This is a genomic window from Halomicrococcus pelagicus (assembly GCF_051917725.1).
Taxonomy (GTDB): Archaea; Halobacteriota; Halobacteria; order Halobacteriales; family Haladaptataceae; genus Halomicrococcus.
Genome location: NZ_JBQBLX010000007.1, coordinates 180,884 through 200,783 on the forward strand (window position 1 = coordinate 180,884; position 19,900 = coordinate 200,783).

At 69.2% G+C, this 19,900-nt stretch carries 18 protein-coding genes; 9 read left to right on the forward strand and 9 right to left on the reverse strand.

Going from position 1 to position 19,900, the window contains the following annotated elements; all coding sequences use genetic code 11:
• Nucleotides 1-1,239: a HEAT repeat domain-containing protein gene (locus tag ACTF4R_RS18765; RefSeq protein WP_440009681.1), complete on the forward strand. Its 1,239-nt coding sequence runs from the start codon at nt 1-3 to the stop codon at nt 1,237-1,239.
• Here the strand turns inward: ACTF4R_RS18765 and ACTF4R_RS18770 are convergent, their stop codons facing one another.
• The gene (locus ACTF4R_RS18770) at nt 1,240-2,109 is read right to left on the reverse strand and encodes a sugar phosphate isomerase/epimerase family protein (RefSeq protein WP_440009684.1); all 870 of its coding nucleotides are present in this window, start codon (nt 2,107-2,109) and stop codon (nt 1,240-1,242) included.
• An 81-nt stretch (nt 2,110-2,190) separates the two neighbouring features.
• Between ACTF4R_RS18770 and ACTF4R_RS18775 the strand changes: the two genes are divergently transcribed.
• The 3 genes from ACTF4R_RS18775 to ACTF4R_RS18785 are packed head-to-tail and all read left to right on the forward strand — an operon-like array spanning nt 2,191 to nt 6,505.
• Complete coding sequence (locus tag ACTF4R_RS18775) at nt 2,191-5,397, forward strand: heparinase II/III domain-containing protein (RefSeq protein WP_440009687.1); 3,207 nt, start codon at nt 2,191-2,193, stop codon at nt 5,395-5,397.
• Nucleotides 5,398-5,446: 49 nt separating this feature from the next.
• Entirely contained in the window at nt 5,447-5,665 is a 219-nt protein-coding gene (locus tag ACTF4R_RS18780) for a hypothetical protein (protein ID WP_113278083.1), read from the forward strand.
• A 39-nt stretch (nt 5,666-5,704) separates the two neighbouring features.
• Entirely contained in the window at nt 5,705-6,505 is an 801-nt protein-coding gene (locus ACTF4R_RS18785) for a M55 family metallopeptidase (protein ID WP_440009690.1), read from the forward strand.
• Here ACTF4R_RS18785 and ACTF4R_RS18790 read toward each other — a convergent pair.
• On the reverse strand, nt 6,490-7,482 hold the full coding sequence (locus tag ACTF4R_RS18790) for a Gfo/Idh/MocA family protein (RefSeq protein ID WP_440009693.1): 993 nt from the start codon (nt 7,480-7,482) through the stop codon (nt 6,490-6,492). The genes ACTF4R_RS18785 and ACTF4R_RS18790 overlap by 16 nt on opposite strands.
• A gap of 216 nt (nt 7,483-7,698) precedes the next feature.
• On the opposite strand from ACTF4R_RS18790, the gene ACTF4R_RS18795 reads away from it, so the two are divergent.
• Complete coding sequence (locus tag ACTF4R_RS18795; protein WP_440009695.1) at nt 7,699-7,824, forward strand: hypothetical protein; 126 nt, start codon at nt 7,699-7,701, stop codon at nt 7,822-7,824.
• 23 nt (nt 7,825-7,847) lie between these two features.
• Here the strand turns inward: ACTF4R_RS18795 and ACTF4R_RS18800 are convergent, their stop codons facing one another.
• Together ACTF4R_RS18800 and ACTF4R_RS18805 are read right to left on the reverse strand one after the other, a co-directional pair.
• A complete protein-coding gene (locus ACTF4R_RS18800) occupies nt 7,848-8,585 on the reverse strand; it encodes a fumarylacetoacetate hydrolase family protein (RefSeq protein ID WP_440009697.1) in 738 nt (245 codons plus the stop codon).
• 126 nt (nt 8,586-8,711) lie between these two features.
• A complete protein-coding gene (locus ACTF4R_RS18805; RefSeq protein ID WP_440009930.1) occupies nt 8,712-9,689 on the reverse strand; it encodes a mannonate dehydratase in 978 nt (325 codons plus the stop codon).
• A 183-nt stretch (nt 9,690-9,872) separates the two neighbouring features.
• Here ACTF4R_RS18805 and ACTF4R_RS18810 point away from each other — a divergent pair, with 183 nt between their 5' ends.
• Nucleotides 9,873-11,189 (forward strand): neutral/alkaline non-lysosomal ceramidase N-terminal domain-containing protein, encoded by a 1,317-nt coding sequence (locus ACTF4R_RS18810; protein ID WP_440009699.1) that lies wholly within the window; start codon nt 9,873-9,875, stop codon nt 11,187-11,189.
• A gap of 69 nt (nt 11,190-11,258) precedes the next feature.
• Entirely contained in the window at nt 11,259-12,959 is a 1,701-nt protein-coding gene (locus tag ACTF4R_RS18815; protein ID WP_440009701.1) for an amidohydrolase family protein, read from the forward strand.
• On the opposite strand, the gene ACTF4R_RS18820 is transcribed toward ACTF4R_RS18815, so the two are convergent.
• Complete coding sequence (locus tag ACTF4R_RS18820) at nt 12,960-13,958, reverse strand: hypothetical protein (RefSeq protein ID WP_440009703.1); 999 nt, start codon at nt 13,956-13,958, stop codon at nt 12,960-12,962.
• Nucleotides 13,959-14,062: 104 nt separating this feature from the next.
• On the opposite strand from ACTF4R_RS18820, the gene ACTF4R_RS18825 reads away from it, so the two are divergent.
• Complete coding sequence (locus tag ACTF4R_RS18825; RefSeq protein ID WP_440009705.1) at nt 14,063-15,271, forward strand: aminotransferase class V-fold PLP-dependent enzyme; 1,209 nt, start codon at nt 14,063-14,065, stop codon at nt 15,269-15,271.
• 77 nt (nt 15,272-15,348) lie between these two features.
• On the opposite strand, the gene ACTF4R_RS18830 is transcribed toward ACTF4R_RS18825, so the two are convergent.
• The 4 genes from ACTF4R_RS18830 to ACTF4R_RS18845 all read right to left on the reverse strand — a co-directional run bounded on the left by ACTF4R_RS18830 (nt 15,349) and on the right by ACTF4R_RS18845 (nt 18,877).
• A complete protein-coding gene (locus ACTF4R_RS18830) occupies nt 15,349-16,413 on the reverse strand; it encodes a glucose 1-dehydrogenase (RefSeq protein ID WP_440009707.1) in 1,065 nt (354 codons plus the stop codon).
• A complete protein-coding gene (locus ACTF4R_RS18835) occupies nt 16,410-16,787 on the reverse strand; it encodes a Rid family detoxifying hydrolase (protein WP_440009710.1) in 378 nt (125 codons plus the stop codon). The genes ACTF4R_RS18830 and ACTF4R_RS18835 overlap by 4 nt, the downstream gene beginning before the upstream one ends.
• A 120-nt stretch (nt 16,788-16,907) precedes the next feature.
• Nucleotides 16,908-17,900 carry a Gfo/Idh/MocA family protein gene (locus ACTF4R_RS18840; RefSeq protein WP_440009713.1) on the reverse strand — a complete coding sequence of 331 codons (993 nt, stop codon included), beginning with the start codon at nt 17,898-17,900 and terminating at the stop codon, nt 16,908-16,910.
• On the reverse strand, nt 17,897-18,877 hold the full coding sequence (locus ACTF4R_RS18845) for a Gfo/Idh/MocA family protein (protein ID WP_440009715.1): 981 nt from the start codon (nt 18,875-18,877) through the stop codon (nt 17,897-17,899). Before ACTF4R_RS18845 ends, ACTF4R_RS18840 begins: the two co-directional genes overlap by 4 nt.
• A gap of 175 nt (nt 18,878-19,052) precedes the next feature.
• Between ACTF4R_RS18845 and ACTF4R_RS18850 the strand changes: the two genes are divergently transcribed.
• On the forward strand, nt 19,053-19,877 hold the full coding sequence (locus ACTF4R_RS18850; RefSeq protein WP_440009717.1) for a PIG-L deacetylase family protein: 825 nt from the start codon (nt 19,053-19,055) through the stop codon (nt 19,875-19,877).
• The last annotated feature ends 23 nt before the right edge of the window (nt 19,878-19,900 follow it).

Consider the following 19,900-nt stretch of genomic DNA (forward strand, 5'->3'; position numbering starts at 1 on the left):
ATGAGAGACGACGACGCGTACGAGCGTGCCCGGGAACTGCGCGAGGCCGCGGACGCCGACCCCGCGACCGTCGACGTCGAGGCCGTGGTCGACTGCCTGGCGACCGAGGACGAACGCGCGCGCCACGAGGCTGCGAACGCGTTCACGACCGTCACCGAGGCGCGTCCGGATTGCGTCCCGGACGCGGCCGACCGCCTGACGACGCGCCTCGAATCCGATGAGGCTGGCGTCCGCCAGGGCGCGGCGCGCACCGTCGCCCAACTGGCCGACCGCCATCCCGACGCCCTGGAGCGGACCGCGCCGGCGCTCCGGGCCATCGTCGAGCGGGACTTCGACTACGCCCGGAACACGGCGCTGCTCGCGCTGGCCGACCTCGGGAAGTCCAATCCGGCAGTCGCCGCACCGCTGGCGGAGTCGCTCCGCGAGTACGTCGCGGAGGACTACGGCCTGCCGACGCGGGAGCGAGCGACGCGAGCGCTGGCGGTGGCCGCGGACGCTCGACCGGACGCAGTCGCCGACGCCGTGCCGGCCCTCGTCGAGCATCTCGGAACGGACGACGCCGAGGACGGCGCGACGGCGCTTCCGGCCGAGTTGCCGTCCGCGGACGAGGCGGACGACCCCGCGCTGGCCGCCTCGTTCCGCGAGCACGCCGCCCGAACCCTCGCGGTCGTCGCCGGCGACGACCCCGAGGCGGTCGCGCCGCACGTGGCGACGCTCGCGGCGCTCCTCGACGACGAGGCGGACGGCGTCCGTCGGGCCGCGCTGGACGCCCTCGCCGCGCTCGCGGAGCGGCGGCCGGACGCGGTGCTCGGCCGCCGAGACGCGGTGTGCGAGACGTTGACGACCGACGGGAACGAGGGGAATCGCGCGACGGCGGCGTACGCGATGAGCGCCCTGGCCGAGGCCGCTCCCGGGAGCGTCGCCGAAACGCTCGATGCGGTGGTGCCGTCGCTCGTCGAGTTGCTGGACGGCGAGTACGCGCGGACCCGCGGGACGGCGGCCGGTACTCTCTCGTACGTCGGCGAACGCGACCCGTCGACCGTGGCCGACGCCGTGCCGTCGCTGGTCGAGTTGCTGGACGACGAGACGGCGTTCGTCAGAGCGAATGCCGCGTACGCGCTCGGAACGACGGGGGTCGAGGAGGCACGCGAGGCCCTCCGGGCGTGTGCAGAACACGACTCCGACCCGGAGGTGCGCGCCGCCGCTCGGAACGCGCTCGAACTTGCTCCGGACGGGTAGTCAGGCGTTCGTCGGTTCGGTCGCCAGGCGCTCCATCGCGGCGAGTTCGCACTCCGCGATGGAGCGGTCCGTGAGCGCGTCGTGCGGCGGGAGGTGACATTCGGCGACGACGTAGCCGTCGTAGTCTCGCTCCGCGAGCGCCGCGAACAGCGGGCCGTGGTCGGCCGCGCCCTCCCCGAGGAGGCGGGGCTGGAACAGTTCGGTCCCCGCTGGCGTCTCCATCTCGAAGGTCCCGAGCGCCTCGTCGGCGACGCGGAGTTCGTCTTTCACGTGGACGTGCCGGAGCCAGTCGCCGAGTTCGGCCACCGAGTCGCGGCCGAAGTCGGTCCGTGAGATGTACATGTTCCCCGCGTCGTGGATGGCCCCGACGTTGTCCCGGTCGACCCGCTCGAAGAACTCGCGGGCCGTCGACGCCGACTCGATTATCGTCACCGAGTGTATCTCGACGAGCAGTTCCTTGTCGTACTCGTCGGCGAGGTCGGCTGCGCGCCGCATCCACTCGACCGCCCTGTCGTAGTCCGTGTCGGTCGCGTGATGCTCTGGCGGACCCCGCGGCCCGTGGCGAATCATGTCGCAATCCACGAGGTCCGCGAGTTCGCAGAACCGCTCCAGACGGTCGAGTTGCTCCGCACACTCCGTCTCGTCCATGTCGACGTACCCTCCGGTGTACGACGCCACGCAGGAGACGTCGAGACCGAGATCGTCGAGGTGCGCCCGCAGTTCGCGGGCCTGTTCGTCGTCCGTCTCTACGCCGAAGTGAGGGTCGCGCCCCATCAACTCCACGGCGTCGAAGCCCACCTCGGCGGCCACCGAGCAGGCGTCGCGGAGGTCTCGCTCACCGAACATCTTCGTCAGTACTGACGTCTGCATCGAGCGCAACTGCACGCGGAACGACCTTGTATCTTACCCGTCCGGCATCGGGATTTATGGTACCGATGCACGTACCCTCGCGTGACGACCTTCAACATGTCCGAGTACGTTCCGAAGATGCGGCCGACATACTTCACGCCCGAACGAGTGGCCGCAGCGCGACGAAACGTCGAGGAGTACGAGTGGGCGGCCCGACAGCGCGACGAGGCCGTCGAAGCCGCAGCCGAGTTCCTGGAACGGGGCCTCGACGGCCTCTGGCGGATGGTGACCGGCCAGGCGATACCTCGCTCCGGTTACGCCGGCGACGGCACCCAGGACGACCGCTGGACCTCCGGAGAAGAGCCCTGGACGGTCACCGACGGCGAGACGGTCCTGCCGACGAACGACTTCGCGGCGTACCGCGAGAGCGGCCGGGACGCACGCGGGTGGTTCGATCCCGAGTTGGCCGACGACTCGCTGCTCGTCAACGAACGCTCCCCCGAGCGGGGCGAGGACTGGGGCGTCGACGACGGCTTCGGCTGGGAGGACGAGGCCGGCGACGTGGCCGACCCCGGGTCGACGATGACCGTCGTCGCCCAGTACAACCACTACTACGTCTGGTACCGCGTCCGCGACGCCGTCGTCGCACTCCGGGACGCGTACCTGTACACCGGCGAGCAGCGGTACGCCCGCGCCGGGACGGTGCTCCTCGACCGCATCGCCGACGCCTACCCCGACCTCGACATCTCGGCGCACGACGGCGACAAGTTCTGGAACTCCCACGGCGGCACCGGCGACGGGAAGGCCGTCGGCTCCATCTGGGAGACGAACCTCGTCCGGGCGTACGTCTCGGCGTACGACGCGTTCTTCCCCGCGATGGACGGCGACGACGAACTCGTCGAGTTCCTCTCGGGGAAAGCCGAGGAGTACCCGGGCCTTCCGTCGAAGGACTCCGTCTCGGCGATTCGGAAGAACGTCGAAACCCGACTGGTTCGGCGGGTGCTCCCCGGCGTGAGGCGGGCCCAGATTCGCGGCAATCTCGGGATGCACCACTCCGCGCTGGCGATGGCGGCGGTGGTGGCCGACGACCCCGGAGGCTACACCGGCGACGCCCTCTCCTTCCTCTTCGAGTCGGGCGAACTGCGCAACGCGGCGGGGGAACCGTGGACGGCCAGCGAAACCGGATTCGAGGAGGCCAGAGCCCAGGAGTGGCGCGTGACCGGCTGTAACCTCGCCGCCGCGCTGGTCGACCGCCTGGACCGCGACGGCTACGCCGACGAGGCCGCGCCCAACTACAACCTCATCATCCAGCGCCAACTGCTGCGCGTCGCGGACATCCTCTCCGTGTACGCCGACGTCGTCGCCGCGGACCTCCCGGTGGACCCGGACCTCTACGCCCATCCCAAACTCCGGCGGGCGACGGGGGCGCACTTCCCGCTGCTCACGCTCGACCGGTACATGCCCTCCATCGGCGACAGCGGGAAAGCCGGCGAACCGGATCGGGGTATCGCCGTCGAGACGGCGCTCCGGGGGTTCCAGCGGTACGGTGACCCGGAGTTCGCTCGAGCGGCCCACCTGTTGAACGACGACTCGGCCGAGGGGCTGCACGGGGACGTCTTCTCGGCGGACGCGGGGTCGCTCCCCGACCACATCGCCGACGTCGTCGCCAGCGGCGGCCGCTTCAACTCGGAGAGCCGGATGCTCCCCGGGTACGGGTTCACCGTGCTCCGGGGCGGGACGGCCGGGGCGGCCCGAACCGGCGAGCGAGGTGGCGGGGCCGGAGCCAGCGAGCGGGGTGGAACCGGCGGGACGGCCGGAACGGACGACGACCGGCGAGCGCTGTGGCTGTACTACGGACGCAACAGCTTCGAGACGGGGACGAGCCACGCCCACCAGGACTCGCTGAACCTCTCGCTGTACGCTCACGGCCTCTGTCTCTCGCCGGACCTCGGCTATCCCGAGTTCACGGGCAACTGGCCGAAGGGACGCTTCTGGACCAAAAACACCGTCAGTCACAACACCGTCGTCGTCGACGCGGAGCGCCAACGCCCGCAGTCCGTCGGCGTTCCCCGCCACTTCGCGGACGCCGACGGACTGGCGCTGACGGACGTCGAATCCCCCCGCGTCTATCCGCAGACGGACGTCTACCGCCGAACGACGGCGATGGTGCGGATAGACGAGTCGGACGCCTACGTCGTCGACCTGTTCCGGGTGGCCGGCGGCGAGGACCACGTCTACAGTTTCCACGGTCCCGAGGGGGACGTCGCGACGGCGGGTCTCGACCTGACTGCTCGGGACGGGACCTTCGCCGGGGTGGACGTCCCGCGGCCGGCCGACGAGGAGGTTACCGACTACGACCGCGCGGTCGGCAGCGGGTTCAACTACCTCACCGACGTCGCGACCGACGGTGACCCATCCGGGGCGTTCGAGGTCGAGTGGGACGCGACCGACACCTGGGACGTCCGGGACGACGACGCGGACGTTCGCCTCACCCTGACGATGCTCGGCGACTACGACGAGGTGACGCTGGCGGACGGCGAACCACCGCGGAACAAGGCGGGCAACCCCGAGTCGCTCCGCTATCTGCTCTGTCGCAATCGCGGCCACGACCCCGACTCGGCGTTCACCGCCGTCCTCGAACCGCACTGCGGGGAGCGCCGCGTCCGTGACGTCTCCGCGGTGCCGGTGGCCCGCCGGGACGACCGCGGCGCGCCGGGGGACGACCCGTCGAACGGCGAGGGGGAAGACGGCGCTCTCCCGGACGCCAGGGCCGTTCGCGTGGAACTCGACACTGGCCGCGTCGACTACCTCGCGTGGGCGTCGGACCCGGACGCCACCTACGAGGTCGGCGACGCGTTCGCCTTCAGCGGGTTCTTCGCTCGCTACTCCGCGGTCGACGGTGCGCCCGTGGCCGCCCAGCTCTGTGATGGCGACGAACTCGACACCGCCGACGGCGCGACGCTCGTCTCCCGCCCGTCCCGCCACCGGTTTGCCGGCCCCCTCGTCGAGTTCACGCGCGACCTCTCGTCGTCGAACGAACTCGTCGTCGAACTCGACGAGGCGGTCGACCCCGAGGCGGCCGTCGGCGACTTCCTCTACGTCGACGTTGCTGGCGACGCCAACGGCGTGTACCCGGTCGAATCGGTCGAACGGCGGGGGGAGAACCGCGTCGCCTTCGACGTCGGCGGTGCGACGACCGTCGAGGCGTTCGTCGACCCGGAGGACCCGGACGCGGGGTACGAGTACGTGGTCGAGGCCGGTGCCCGGGTCCGGTCGCCGGCGTTCGAAACCTGGTCGCCGGAGCCGTAGACGACCGGCGTTCGGGAAGAACTAAATCCTGCCTCTCCGAACTGCGCGTATGAGCGAGTTCAGGGAGACGTTCTGGGCGGTCGCCTGCGAGTTCGACTTCGTCTGGGGACTGATGTTCGCGCTGAACGTCGTGTTCCTCGTGATGCTCGGCTTCGTGGCGCTCATCGTCGAACCCGGGACGGGGAGCTACTACGTGACCATCCTCTCGGCAGCGGTCGGACTGCCGTTGGCCGTCGCGACCGGCTACATGGTTCGGAAGTGCGGCTGACCCGAACACATAAGGTCTCCGACGGGCATCTCGTACCGTATGCGATTTTTCGTCGTAACCGACATCGAAGGCGTCGCCGGCATCGACTCCTTCGACCGCACTCGCACGCGAGACGAAGCGCAGAAGGCTCCGGCGATGGACCAGCTGGCCCGCGAGGTCGACGCCTGCATCGCCGGCGTCCGAGACGTCTATCCCGACGCCGAGGTCACCGTCTGGGACGGCCACGGGTCCGGCGGACTGCGAGAGGACGACGTCCAGGACGCGACGTACGTGGCCGGAGATAGCCGGCCGTACTTCGACCTCTCGGAGTACGACGGCCAACTGTTCGTCGGCCAGCACGCGATGGCCGGAACGGTCGCCGCGCCACTCCGACACACCTACTCCTCGCGGTCGGTCGAGTCCTACCGGCTGAACGGCACGTTCGTCGGCGAGTTCGGCTGTCGAGCGCTCGTCGCCGGTTATCAGGACGTCCCGACCGTCTTCCTCTCGGGCGACGACAAGGCCTGCCACGAGGCGAAGATGTTCGTCCCGGAAATCGAGACGGTGGCGGTCAAGCGCGGCACCGGCGAGGAGTCGGCCGTCCACCGGGACCCGGACGACGCCTGCGCGGCGGTCCGCGACGGCACCGCCCGCGCCGTCGAACGACTGGACGACGTTCCGCCGTACACCGGTCTCGAACCCCCGTACGAACTCGACGTTCGACACTACGACCCCGTCCCGCCGGGCGAAGGGTGGTGGGACGAGGACGCCGACCACGTCGAACGCGTCGACGACCGGACCGTCCGCATCACCGGCGAGAGCGTCGTCGCGCCGCACGACGAGTTCTACCTCGCGTTCTGAGACGGAGCGACGAGCGTTCCGGTCTCGCTGGAGCGATAAATCGCGTCGACGACCCGCTGGACGGCCAACCCCTCTTCGACGTCGCTGACGGCCGGCGGTGCGCCGTCCTCCACGGCGTCGACGAACGCCTCGTCCTCGGGCGCGAGCCAGTCGTGGTCGGCCGTCTCGACGCGTGTGGCGTCATCGGCGTCGTCGTACACTCGTAGCGTCCCGTCGCCGACGTCGAGGAGGGCACCGCCGTCGCTACCGCGGACGGCCACCGACTGGCCCGGGTCGGCGTTCGCCGCCCACGACACGTCGAGGCTGACCGTCGCGCCGTCGTCACACCGGACGAGCGCCGTCGCCGAGTCCTCCACGTCGATGTCCTCGCGTTTGGCCCAGGTGCGACCGTACACGCCCTCGACGGCGGGGAAGTCGAGGGCCGCCAGCGCCAGGTCGAGGACGTGGACGCCGACGTCGACGAGCGCGCCACCGCCGGCGAGGTCCGGGTCGATGAACCACCCGCTCTCGGGCACGCCGTCGCGGCGAACGTATCTGGCTTCTACGTGGGTGACGTCGCCGAACTCGCCCGACTCGATGCGACCCATCAGTTCGGTCACCTCTGCGTAGAATCGCATGGTGAATCCCGTCATGCAGAACCCCTCGGAGTCGCGAGCGGCCGCGACGACGCGTTCGGCGCTCGCCAGGTCGTGGGCGACCGGTTTCTCCAGCAGGACGTCGAGGCCGGCGTCGAGCGTCGCGACGGCCGCCTCCTCGTGGAACGCGTTCGGTAACGTGATGACGACGCCGTCGATATCCCCTGCGTAGAGGTCGGCGTGGTCTTCGTAGACGTCGGCGTCGAAGGTGTCGGCGAACCGCTCGCGCGCCTCCGGGGCGACGTCGACGCCCGCGACGATGTCTCCGCCCGCGCGCTCCATCCGCTTCGCGTGTTCGGTACCCATCAGTCCGCACCCGACGATACCGATTCGTGAACTCATACCCCTGGCGAGAACCCGACGTTAGAAAAAGGTTCGCCGGTCGGGATAGTTACTAGAGCGTCGACGCCGCGCTCCACTCGACGATGATGAACGCGCGCGGCAACTTCGAGCCGAAGGAACCGAAGGAGGACGTCGAGGTCGGCGAGTTCCCGCTGTACACCGTCTGTCCGGTCTGGCGGTTCGAGGGGGGCGTCGTACGCCCGCCACGACGACCCGATGTTCGATACCGACACCGACCCGCGCCAGGAGACGAACCTCGCGGGTGAGGGCGGTCCGAAGAACTCGATGCGGGAACTGCTGGTCGACGCGCTGCACGAGCCGTCAGTAGCCGAGGACCAGTAGGACCGACTGGGACTACCGAAACCCTAGCGCGTCGTCACGTGATTTTCGAGCGTGCCGACGCCTTCGAACTCGACCTCGACTGTGTCGCCCTCGCTCAGCGAGTCCGGGCCGTACGGCGTCCCCGTCGCGATGACGTCGCCGGGTTCGAGCGTGATGAGTTCGGAGACCTCCGCGACGAGCTCCGGCACGCTGAATATCATCATCTCGGTCGTCGTCTCCTGTTTCACCTCGCCGTTGTGCCGGAGACGAAGCGTCGCGTCTTCCGGTACTTCGTCGGGCGTGGCGACGACCGGCCCCATCGGAAGCGACCCGTCGAACGCCTTCCCCCGCACCCAGTTTCGCTCCTCCTGCTGGTCGTCGCGGTTGGAGACGTCGTTGACGCAGGTGTAGCCCGCGACGTACTCCATCGCCTCGTCTTCGGAGACGGCGCGACACTGCTCGCCGATGACGACGCCGAACTCCGCCTCGAACTCGACGACGTCGCGGCCCGACGGCAGCTCGATGGCGTCGCCGTACGCGGAGACGCTGTTCGGCCCCTTGAGGAACAGCTCGGGCCGCTCCGGGCGGTCTTCGAACCCGGACTCCTCGCGGTGGTCCATGTAGCCGCCGGCCTGACAGACGACCTTCGTCGGTTCGCACGGCGGGAGGACGTCGACTGCCTCGGGGTCGTAGGTCTTCCCGGCCGCCTCGATGTCGCCACCGGCGGGCCACTCGCCGGTTCGTTCGATACCCGTCGCGTCGCGGAAGCGTATCTTGCGCATGCGGTGGGTCGTTCGCGAGGGGGCCTTACGAAGTTTCGGGTCGAATACCCGTCCCGTTTCGTCTCCGGTCGTCCCGCCCTGCCGGCTATCCGTACCGCGTCGGCGACCGACGAACGGAGGCCCGCGTCACGTCGCCCCGTACACCGAGTCGATGAGTCCGCGCATGTAGCCGATGGCGAACAGTCGTCCGCGGAACTCGTACCCCGCGGTATCGTTGGACTCGACGCTCGTCGTCGGAACGTGGTCCGGTCGGGCCGGTCCGTCGAAGCCGACGTCCCGGTAGGCCTCCATCGCCGCTACCATGTCGGTCTCGCCGTCGTCGTGCCACGTCTCGACGAGACGTTCGGCGTCGCCCTCGATGTCGCGATAGTGCACGAAGACGATGTCGTCCCCGAAGTGCCGGATAGCGTCGGGGACGTCGACACCCATCGCGGCGAAGTTTCCCTGACAGAAATTGATACCGTTCGCCTCGCTCGGATAGAGGTCCATCACCCGGTCGTACGCCTCGACGCTAGTAACGATGCGGCCGACGCCACGGATGGGACTGAGCGGCGGGTCGTCCGGGTGGAGGGCGAGGCGCACGCCCGCGTCCTCTGCGACGGGGACGACTCGTTCGAGGAAGTACTCCAGGCTGTCCCACAACTCCTCCTCGGTCACCTCCCCGACGTCGGGGACTGGGCCGCGCTGCATCTGGTCGTGGTCGTACGCGGTCGTTCGCGCACCGCCGCGCGTCGGATACTGGTCGCTGGTGCGCAGCCACCAGAAGTGGGTCATCCAACTGTAACAGAGGACGGGGATGTCGAGGCGACCCATCGTGCGGACGAACTCGCAGAAGCGATCTATCTCCTCGTCGCGCCCGTCGAGTCCGAGTCGGGTCACGTCGGTCAGCGGCGTTCCGCCTTCGATGACGCCGACGTCCAGTCCCACGTGCTCGAAGGCGTTTTTCATGCGGAGCAAGTCGTCGAACTCCCACGGCGTGTCGCCGCGTCGGCCGTTGTCCACCTCGCTCATGTGCGGGTGGACGACTGCTTGCTCGACGCCGATCTGTGCTGCCAGCTCCCAGCGTTCGTCGCGCTCTGCCGGGAGTGCGACTGCGGTCTTAATCGGTGGTCACCGGACGAGACGTGGGTCGAGAACGTCTTTATCCTTTCGCCGCGCGTTAGCGACCCGCACTACCCCGTCGCGACCCGGAGTCGAAGCACGACACCGCGACGCGACCGGTGGACGATGCGACGTCCGAAACGGCGCGGGAGAAGGATTGAAGTGAACGGCCACGAACTCCCGGTCATGCCGACGCTTCGCGCCGGGAGCGCCCGGACCGACATCACCCCCGACGAACCGATTCAGCTGAGCGGCTACGGACCGGGGACGCTCGACCGAACCTCGACCGGCGTCCACTCGCCGCTGTCGGCGACGGCGCTCGTCCTCGACGACGGGACGACGACCGTCGCCGTCGTCGCCGTCGACCTGTTGAACGTCTCCCGCGAACTGACGGCGGCCGTCCGCGAGGAGGCGTCGGCGCTCGGCGTCGACCACGTGACGGTTGCCGCGACCCACACGCACGCCGCGCCCTACGTCCCGGGTCGGTTCCTCGAAGTGAATCCGCTGCTATCCTACGACGCGGACACGACCGACTACGTTGCGACCGTCGAACGGGCCGTCGTCGACGCGATATCGGACGCGTACGACCGTAGCTCGTCGGCGACGCTCCGGGTGGGGCGTGCGACCGACGACGCGGTGGCGGTGAACCGCCGACGGGCGGACGGTCCCGTCGACCCGGAACTGGTCGCCGTCGTCGTCGAGACGGACGCACGGGACCTGCTGCTGTTGAACTTCGCCTGCCACCCCGTCTGCACGACGGCCGACGCGACGCTCGTCGCCGCGGACTGGCCGGGGGCGCTGTACGAGCGCGTTCGCTCTGAAACCGGCATGGAGACGCTCTTCCTGAACGGTGCCGCTGGCGACGTCAACCCCCGGGGGAGTTCCGAGACGCGACCGGACGAGGCGGTCTACCGCTACGTGGCGGCGGTCGGCGAGGAGGTGGCCGAGACGGCGCTCGACGCTGTCGCCGACGCCCGCGACGCCGACCCGCTCGCCGTCGCGGGCCTGACAGTCGAGCGACGGACCGTGGAACTCGCGTTCCAGGCGACGCCGACGCCCGAGGAGATGGAGCGACGGCACGCGGAACTGACGGCCGAAATCGACCGGATTGGCGGCGACCCCGCTGCCGTCGACTTCCACAGTCTGCAGGACGACGATAGTCGGCTCGCGTCGCTGTTCCGGGACCGCTGGTATCTGGAGGAGAAACGGCGGCTGGCGGAGTGCAACCGCGACGCGTACGAGACGGAACTCGCGTACGTCGACGTCGGCCCTCTCGGCTTTCTCTCGATTCCCGGCGAGGCGTTCGTCGAACACGGTCTCGCGTTCAAGGCGGCCGCGGACGCCGACCCGCTGGTCGTGGCCGGGTACGCGAACGAGTACGTCGGCTACCTCCCCACGGTCGAGGCGTTCGACGAGGGCGGCTACGAGGTCCGCACTTGCAAGTTCGCACCGGCCGGAGTCGAGGCGTTCCGCGAAATCGCCCTCGACCTGGTCGTGGAGTGAGACTCCGCTCGACCGTCGCGTAGTGTGGACCATGCTTATTTATCGGTCGCCCGCGTCGGTCACTGTCGGATGATAGACAGTCACTTCCACCTCTGGACCGAGGACAACTCCACCCCTGAAAAACGGGCCGAGCGCGCGTCGCAGGTCCGGGAGATGGCCGAGACGATGGGAGTCGACCGAATCTGTCTCATCGGCGACTTGGGCGAGACCGTCGAGGAGTGTCGCCGCAACAACGAGATAGTGGCGTCGTACGTCGAGGAACACCCCGACCTCTTCTACGGGTGGGCCCGTGCGAACCCGCGGTGGGGCGACGACGCCGTGGCGGAGTTCGAGCGCGCCGTCGAGGAAGACGGTCTCGTCGGCCTGAAGAACCACTTCGGTCCCGGGGACATCTGTGGGTCGGACATGAAGGTGTCGAACCCCCAGTTCTTCCCGCTCGCGGAGGCGGCGGCGGAGATGGGCGTTCCCATCATCGTCCACGTCGGGCAGCGCGAGGAGCCGTATCCGGAGGAGTACCCGACCGAGTCGTACACGGAGGACGTGATGGAACTGGCGACTCGGTATCCGGACCTGCAGATTATCGCCGCTCACATCGCCGGCGGCGGCGACTGGGAGTACCGTATCAAGAACATCCAGCACCAGGAGAACGTCTACCTCGACGTCAGCGGGAGCGTTACCGATACCGGCATGCTGGAGATGGCCGTCGACTACCTCGGTGCCGACCGCCTCGTCTTCGGCACCGACACGTGGTTCCTGCCGGGGGTCGGCAAACTTCTCGGGTGCGATTTGACGCCGGACCAGAAGGCGACGGTCGCCTACAACATGGAGGACCTCGTACCCGATGACGCCGCGAACAAGCTTCCGGAGACGGAGGTGGACCGGCGCAGGAAGGAGATACGCGAGCGATTCGAACGGGCCGAGGAACCTGTCGCCGACACTGTCGTGGACGCGAACGCGTTCGTCGGGCAGTTCCCGTTCCGACCGGTCGACGCCGATCCGGACGACCTCCTCGCGACGATGGACGAGAAGGGCGTCGACCGGGCGCTCGTCTCGGCGGCAGAGAGCCTCTTCTATCGCAACTCCCACGCGGGTAACCGCGAACTCCACGAGCGCCTGGACGGTAACGAGCGCCTGATTCCGGTAGCGACCATCGACCCGACGTATCCAGCGTGGGAGGAGGACCTGGACGAGTGCATCGACGAGTTCGACATGCGAGCGGTGAAGATGTTGCCGGCGCACCACGACTACGACCCGGACGCGCCCGAGGCGAAGGAACTCCTGGACGCCTGCGCGGAGCGGGACGTCCCCGTCGTCGTCGCCGCGAGCATCGAGGACCAGCGCCAGCGCCATCCGCGAGTCGTCCTCAACGGGTTCGAGGGGATGCGGAGCAAGTACTTCTCGGACGACCAGGCGGACGCGATAATCGACCTGTTGCAGGCCTCCCCGGACGCCGACGTCGTCGTCGCCGACGCCTGGGACAACGCCGCCCGTATCGCCAGGGAGACGACGCAGTCGTACCCCGACGGCGTCCACCTCCACAACGCTGTCCGCGACGGGGAGACGCTGTTCGTCCTCGACGACCTCTACATGTTCTTTCCCCACCAGGGTGCCGAAATCGTCGACGACGTCGGCGTCGACAACCTCGTCTGTGGTCCGAAACTGCCGTTCCGCATCTTCGACGCTCACTACGTCCACGTCGAGCAGTTGCCGGTCGACGACGAGGCGAAAGACCGCATCCGCCACGGGAACCTCGCGTCGATACTGGAGTAATCAGGGCAGTTCGTCGAGGAACGCGTTCCAGACCGCGTCCGGTTCGTCGGCGGCGATTCCGGATATCGTTCGACAGCCGTCGTAGCCCCACGTGAACAGGCTGTCGACGCCGACGTCGAGGGCCGCACGCGTTGCCGCTCGAACGTCCGCCGCGGCACCCGCTTCCAGGTCGAACCCCTGCACCCAGAGCTGGCTGCGCAGGTCGTTGTCGGCCGCGAGGCCGCTCACCGTCTCGCCGAACTCGGCGACGAACGTCTCGGGGTCGTTGGACTCGCCGAACGCCTCCCAGTAGGGGTCGGTGGCGAGGACGTCGAGGTGGTCGTTCGTCGCCACCCTGGACCAGTCGCTGAACCCGTAGTCGGCCGTCTTCTTTGGCATCAGACAGACGGCGTTCTCCGCGCCGCGCTCGTGGCCCAGCGCCATCATCTCGTCCAAAAAGTCGAGTAGCGACTCCTCCCTGAACCGCGTTACCGCCTCCGTCTCGGTCACGGGCATGGGTTCGTCGAATCGCTCGCGGTAGCGCTCTCGGCAGTGCTCGCACCGACAGCTCCAGTCGTCGTCGGCGTACTCCTGGAACCAGTCGACGTTGTACCAGTGGGGCTCGTCCCAGAACAGCACGTCGGCGCCGATGTCGACGGCGTCGCGGGTCCATCCGCGGACGTACTCCCTGAAGTCGGGGTCGTTGAAGCAGGCAGCGGGGACGCGCTCGCCCGAGGCGAGACGCTGTCGCACCGAAGGCTCGCGGGCGACGAGACCGGAGTACGCCTCGCCGCCGAAGACGCCGCCCACGGCCCAGGGGTTGACATAGACGGTGAAGTCGCGGTCGTGGCTCGCGGCCACGAGGTCGGCCTTCGTTCGTTCGAAGTACTCGCGGTCCCGTTCGCTGAACGTGTGCAGGACGGCGTCTAGCCCGGCGTCGCGGAAGCGGTCGAGGTCTCGCTCTGCGTGCCGGACGTCCATCACGTCGAAGTAGCTGGTTCCAGTTTCGAGGCCGGTCATGTGAGTGCTCCGTTACCGTCACCCTCGGCCCCCCGGGAATTAGACCTACCGGTCGGCGTGGACGACCAGTTATTTAGGGTTCGAACCACCTTACCCGGTAGGATATGCCAGGGAGCACGATATACGAGGAGTTGGGCGTCCCGAGCGTGGTCAACGCGACGGGGACCAAGACGCGCATCGGCGGGAGTCGAATCCGCCCCGAGGCCCGGGAGGCGATGGACCGCGCGGCCGAGGCGTTCGTCCGGCTCTCCGACCTGCAGGCCCGGGCGAGCGACCTCGTCGCCGACGCCACGGGCGCGGACGCGGGCTACGTGACCTGCGGGGCGGCCTCGGCCCTCGCGCTCGGCACGGCGGCCTGCATCGCGGGCGACGACCTCGGCGCGATGGCCCGGCTCCCCGACACGGAGGGGCTGGCGGACGAGGTCGTGATGGCGCGGACCCACCGAACGGGGTACGACCACGCCATCAGGGCGTCGGGGGCACGCATCGTCGACGTGGGAACGAACGACCGCCACCTCGGTACGGGGTCACGGAACGTCGAGCCGTGGGAGTACGCCGACGCCATCACCGAGGACACCGCTGCCGTCGCCTACGTGGCGAAACCGTACACGGAGCCCGATCTGGAGACGGTCTGCGCGATAGCTCACGACGAGGGCGTTCCCGTCGTCGTCGACGCAGCCGCGGAACTGCCGCCCGCGGCCAACCTCGAACGCTTCACGGACGCCGGCGCTGACCTCGTCGCGTTCAGCGGCGGGAAGGCCATCCGGGGGCCCCAGACGACGGGCATCCTCGCGGGTCGCGCCGACCTCGTCTCGTCGGTCGCGGCCCAGCATCTCGACATGCACGCAGCCGAGTCCGTCTGGGAACCGCCGACGTCGCTCCTCGATCCGGACGAACTGGGCGGCGTTCCCAGGCAGGGAATCGGCCGACCGATGAAGGTCGGCAAGGAGGAACTCGTCGGCCTCATCAGCGCGCTGAAGGCGTTCGTCGCGGAGGACCACGACGCCCTCGGGGAGGAGTGGCTGGCACGCTCCGAGCGGGTCGCGGACGCTCTCGATTCGGTTCCCGGCGTCGAAACGACGATAACCGCCACCGACAAGACGGCGGTCGCTCCCGAGGTCGCCGCGACGGTCGACGGCGACGCGGCCGGCGTCACGGCGACCGAGGTGGTCGCCGGGCTCCGCCGGGAGGAACCGCGCGTGTTCGTCGGGGCCGACAGCCTCCCCGAGGGATTCACGGTCAACCCCATGTGTCTCACCGACGAGGAGACCGACTACGTAATCGACCGTCTCCGGGCTCACTTCGACGCGTAACGACTCGCCCGGGGCGACGTACGCTCGACGGTCCCTCCACCCGCTAATGCCGGGGACGGGGCCGCGGAGCGCGGTCGTTACGGCGAGTCGAACTCGACGACGGTCTTGATGACGTCGTCGCCGGTTTCGAACGCCGCGTCGACCTCGTCGGGGGAGTAGACGCCCGTGACCAGTTCGTCGAGGAACCAGTCGGGGAAGGCGGCCAGCGACTCCTTCGCCGCCTCGAAGTGTGGAACGGAGGAGTTGACGCTGCCGACGAGCGCCTTGTTCTCGAGGACGAACTCCCTGTGGAGTCGGCCGCCGTCGACGTCGAACGTCCAGTCCTCGGGGATTCCGAGCAGCGCGGCGACGCCGTTCGGCGCGAGCGCGTCGACGCACTCGAAGGCGTGTTTCGCGTGGCCCGTCGCCTCGTAGACGAAGTCTACTGGCTCGTGCGTGTCGGCGACCGCCGGAACCGGCGTCTCCCGCGAGTCGACGTAGGTCGCGCCGAGACGTTCGATGATGTCGATGGTCCTGTCGGGGCGGTCCCGCCGGCCGAGACAGTAGGTGCGGTCGAACCTCTCGTCGAGCATCGCCAGCGTCAACAGTCCCAGCGGGCCGTTGCCCAGGACCATCGCGCTCTCGGGCGTCCACTCGAACGTCGACCGCGACCCGTACGCGAGTTCGAAGGCCTTCTCGGAGTTGCTGATGGGTTCGACCAGGAAGGCGTGTGACGCGAACTCGCGGGGGACCGGGACGAGGAACTCCGCCGGACTCGTGAAGTACTCGGCCATGAACCCGTGAGCGCCCGCGATGCCGCGCTCGCGGTACATCCCGTCGGGTGCCATGTCGGGTTCGCCCGCGTCGAAGTACCGATTCGACCCGTCGGCGGGCGGCCGTCGCACCGTGGGCACGACGACGTCACCGGTCGCCAGGTCGGTGCCGTTGGGGTCCTCGACGACGCCGACCGCCTCGTGGCCGAGGACCTGGTGGTCGGTACCCTCCGGAAACCCGCCGTGGTTGCCCGACAGTACCTCGTGGTCAGTTCCATCGATGCCGACCCGCAGCGTCCGGACGAGCGCCTCGTCCGCCCCGGGTTCCGGACGCGATTTCTCGATGACGCGCGGCCGCGACTCCCCGCGGCCGACGACGATGGCCTTCATTGGTCGGACGCGACGACCTCGATTTCGACGCCGATGTCGATGGGTAGGTCGGCGACTTCGACGGCGCTGCGCGCCGGATACGGTTCCGTCATGTAGTCGGCGTACACGTCGTTGACGGCGTCGTAATCGTCCATGTCACGGACGAACACCGTCGCCTTCACCACGTCGTCGAGCGACCGGTCGGCGGCTTCGAGGACGGCGGCGACGTTTTCGAGCGTGCGCGCGGTCTGTTCCCGAACGGTGTCCCCGACTATCTCTCCCGATTCGGGGTCGACGGGGCCCTGGCCGGAGACGTAGATGCGACCGCCGTCGCGGATGGCTTGCGAGAAAGGACCGATACTCGGCGGTGCTTCGTCGGTGTTGATCTCTTCCATGACTCGTCTACACCCTCCCGCGGCGGTGACATAAATCCCTCGCCGGTCCGTGCGACGGGAACCGTCGAGCGGAGCGGCCGTTCTACTGGGTCCGTGGCGGAGAGCGGATTGCGGCGCGTCTCACTCGTCGCGGTAGTCGACCGACACGGCCTCGCCGCGGTCAATAGACCGGTAGGCGGCCTCGATGACGGCGGCGACCGCGGCGCCCTCCTGCCCTGTCGTCGCCGGCTCGCGTCCGTTCGCGACGGCGTCGACGAAGTCGGCGACGAGCGCGCGGTCCGGGTTGGACCCCCAGAACGGCCAGGTCGCGTCGCGGTCGCCCCCGCTGCCGACGCGAAGCAGCGTCTGGTCGAAGCAGTCGACGGTCGCGACGCCGTCGGTCCCGTGAAGTTCGAGCGTCGCGTCGCCCCACGTCGGCCACTCGTCCGGCCGACTCCACGACCCGTCGAGCGTTATCTGCGTGCCGTCGCCGAGTTCCATCGAGAGCAGGTTCACGTCCTCGACCGGAATGTCGTTGAACCGCGTTCCCGACTCGGCGTACACCTCCCGGACGCGCTCGCCGAGGAGGTGGTGGACGAGGTCGAGGACGTGGGGCGAGTGGTCGACGACCGCGCCGCCACCGCTCCGGCTGGGGTCGACGAACCAGCCGCCCGGGCACCGACCGCGATTCGTCCCCGTGACGGCGTGTACGCCGCCGAGCGTGCCGTCGTCGAGCGTCCGCTCCACTCGTCGCACGGGTTCGCTGAACCGGAGCGGCATCGCCACGCCGAGACGGACGCCGGCGTCCTCGCAGGCGGCGACGGCGGTGTGGGCGTCGTCCGGGTCGGCCGCGAGGGGTTTCTCGCACAGGACGTCGACGCCGGCCGCCGCGGCGGCCTCGATGCGGTCGCGGTGCGCCGCGTTCGGCGCGCAGACGACGACGCCAGCCGCGCGGTCGAGCAGTTCGTCCGTGGAGCAGTAGTCCGTGCCGTGCTCGTCGGCCAATCTCCGGCCCCGGTCCGCGTCCTCGTCCGCGACGCCGACGAACTCCGCGTCTGCGTTCGTGTCGAGCGCCGCGGCGTACGCGCCGGCGTGAACGTGGGCCGCCGAGAGGATGCCGACGGGAACGCTCACGCGTCCACCTCCTCTGGGGCGACCGGCGTTCCGCTGGTGGCCGACTGCCGCGCAGCGAGCGAGAGCCGCATCGCCGCCACCGCCTCGTCGATGCCGACGTCCGGCGCGGTTCCGTTCTCGAGACAGTCGACGAAGTGTGCGAGTTCGCGGTAGTAGCCGTCCTCCGCGACGGGACTCTCGACGGTCGCCCCGTCCCCGGTGAACTCCCGGTACGGTCGGGCGTCCTCGCTGTCCACCGCGACGACGCCCTCGTCGCCCGCAAACTCCAGGGACGTCGTGAGTTCGCGCGAGTCGGGTTGCGCCCACGACGCCTCGACGTAGCCCGTGGCCCCGTTCGCGAACCGGAGCGTCACGGTGCCGTGCTGGCGCGCGCCGTCGCCGGTTCGCCGGGCGAACACGCGGTCGACGTCGCCCCAGACCCAGCGGAGGTAGTCGAGGTCGTGTATCGCCAGGTCGAGGAAGACGCCGCCGCTCTTGTCCGAGTCGGCGAACCAGTTCGCCGACCCCCACTCCGGGAACGGCGAGAGTCGCCGGGCGCGCGCGACGCCCGGCCCCCCGACGGCCCCGGCATCCACCTCGCGCTTGGCGGCTGCGTACTGCGGGAAGTAACGCAGAACGTGCCCGACCATGATCTGCACGCCGGCCTCGCGCACCGTGTCGCGGATGGCGGCAGCCTCGTCGAGCGACCGCGCCAGGGGCTTCTCGCAGAAGATCGCGAGACCGTTATCGGCTGCCGCGTCGACGACGTCCGCGTGCGTGTGCGTTGGCGTGCAGACGTCGACGGCGTCAGCGTCGCTCTCCTCGCAGGCCGTCGCCGTGTCGGTGTACGCCGCAGCGTCGAGGCCGTGACGGTCGAGGAACGGTTCGGGACCGCTCGGTGAGACGACGGCCTCGACGGAGACGTCGTCCATCCGCTGCCACTGGGGAACGTGCGTCTCGGCCATGAAGCCCGTTCCGGCGAGTACGAGTCGTTGCATGCGGGAGCAATGGCCGGCCACCGTAATGAACGTCGGGGTGGGGTCCTCGCTCCGGTCGCACCGGAGTGGTACATCCCTGCCGGGCATGACTGCCCGTCACTCACCTCCGAGACGGCAGGCGTCTGCGCCGGAGCCCCACCACCATTTATGTCCCCTCGCGAACTGGTGTCGAGCGATGACGACCGACACACTTCGCGTCCTCGTCGTCGGCGCGCACCCGGACGACTGCGACCTCAAGGCGGGCGGCCTCGCGTGCAAGTACGCCGACCGCGGTCACCACGTACGGTTCGTCTCGATGACGAACGGTGCTGCCGGGCACCACGAACAGGCCGGTGCGACGCTGGTCGAGCGACGCCGCGCCGAGGCGAACGCGGCGGCCGACGTCGCCGGCATCGAGTTCCGCATGTTCGACAACCCGGACGGTCGGCTCCGGCCGTCGCTCGAGAACCGCGACGACGTCATCCGACTGATACGGGAGTACGCGCCCGACCTCGTGCTGAGCCACCGGCCGAACGACTACCACCCCGACCACCGGTACACGGCGCAGCTCGTCCGGGACGCGGCGTACATGGTGACCGTTCCGAACGTCTGCCCTGCGACGCCGGCGCTCGACCGCAACCCCGTCTTCGCCTACCTGAGCGACGCGTTCGACCGGCCGTACCCCTTCTCACCGGACGTCGTCGTCGCCGTCGACGACGTCGCGGACCGAAAGTTCGAGATGCTCGACCGTCACGAGTCCCAACTGTACGAGTGGCTGCCGTACAACGAGGGCGTGCTCGACGAGGTGCCGGACGCCCCCGACGAGCGGTACGAATGGCTACGCGACGGGGGCCTTCCGCACGTAGAGGCCCTGACCGACGTCGCCGACCGCTACCGCGACCGACTCGTCGAACGGTACGGGGTCGACGGCGAAGACGTCCGGTACGCCGAGGCGTTCGAGGCCAGCGAGTACGGCCGGCCGCTCACCGACGAGGCGGCCGACCGACTGTTCCCCTTCTAACCCTACTCCGACCGCCAGGCCGC

What these genes read in the sequence shown, in the direction of transcription:
- ACTF4R_RS18800 (WP_440009697.1), bottom strand. Translation starts at nt 8,585, where the DNA reads ATGCGCAAGATACGCTTCCGCGACGCGACGGGTATCGAACGAACCGGC.
- ACTF4R_RS18770 (WP_440009684.1), bottom strand. Translation starts at nt 2,109, where the DNA reads ATGCAGACGTCAGTACTGACGAAGATGTTCGGTGAGCGAGACCTCCGC.
- ACTF4R_RS18810 (WP_440009699.1), top strand. Translation starts at nt 9,873, where the DNA reads ATGCCGACGCTTCGCGCCGGGAGCGCCCGGACCGACATCACCCCCGAC.
- ACTF4R_RS18850 (WP_440009717.1), top strand. Translation starts at nt 19,053, where the DNA reads ATGACGACCGACACACTTCGCGTCCTCGTCGTCGGCGCGCACCCGGAC.
- ACTF4R_RS18815 (WP_440009701.1), top strand. Translation starts at nt 11,259, where the DNA reads ATGATAGACAGTCACTTCCACCTCTGGACCGAGGACAACTCCACCCCT.
- ACTF4R_RS18825 (WP_440009705.1), top strand. Translation starts at nt 14,063, where the DNA reads ATGCCAGGGAGCACGATATACGAGGAGTTGGGCGTCCCGAGCGTGGTC.
- ACTF4R_RS18790 (WP_440009693.1), bottom strand. Translation starts at nt 7,482, where the DNA reads ATGAGTTCACGAATCGGTATCGTCGGGTGCGGACTGATGGGTACCGAA.
- ACTF4R_RS18830 (WP_440009707.1), bottom strand. Translation starts at nt 16,413, where the DNA reads ATGAAGGCCATCGTCGTCGGCCGCGGGGAGTCGCGGCCGCGCGTCATC.
- ACTF4R_RS18835 (WP_440009710.1), bottom strand. Translation starts at nt 16,787, where the DNA reads ATGGAAGAGATCAACACCGACGAAGCACCGCCGAGTATCGGTCCTTTC.
- ACTF4R_RS18785 (WP_440009690.1), top strand. Translation starts at nt 5,705, where the DNA reads ATGCGATTTTTCGTCGTAACCGACATCGAAGGCGTCGCCGGCATCGAC.
- ACTF4R_RS18765 (WP_440009681.1), top strand. Translation starts at nt 1, where the DNA reads ATGAGAGACGACGACGCGTACGAGCGTGCCCGGGAACTGCGCGAGGCC.
- ACTF4R_RS18780 (WP_113278083.1), top strand. Translation starts at nt 5,447, where the DNA reads ATGAGCGAGTTCAGGGAGACGTTCTGGGCGGTCGCCTGCGAGTTCGAC.
- ACTF4R_RS18845 (WP_440009715.1), bottom strand. Translation starts at nt 18,877, where the DNA reads ATGCAACGACTCGTACTCGCCGGAACGGGCTTCATGGCCGAGACGCAC.
- ACTF4R_RS18795 (WP_440009695.1), top strand. Translation starts at nt 7,699, where the DNA reads ATGTTCGATACCGACACCGACCCGCGCCAGGAGACGAACCTCGCGGGT.
- ACTF4R_RS18820 (WP_440009703.1), bottom strand. Translation starts at nt 13,958, where the DNA reads ATGACCGGCCTCGAAACTGGAACCAGCTACTTCGACGTGATGGACGTC.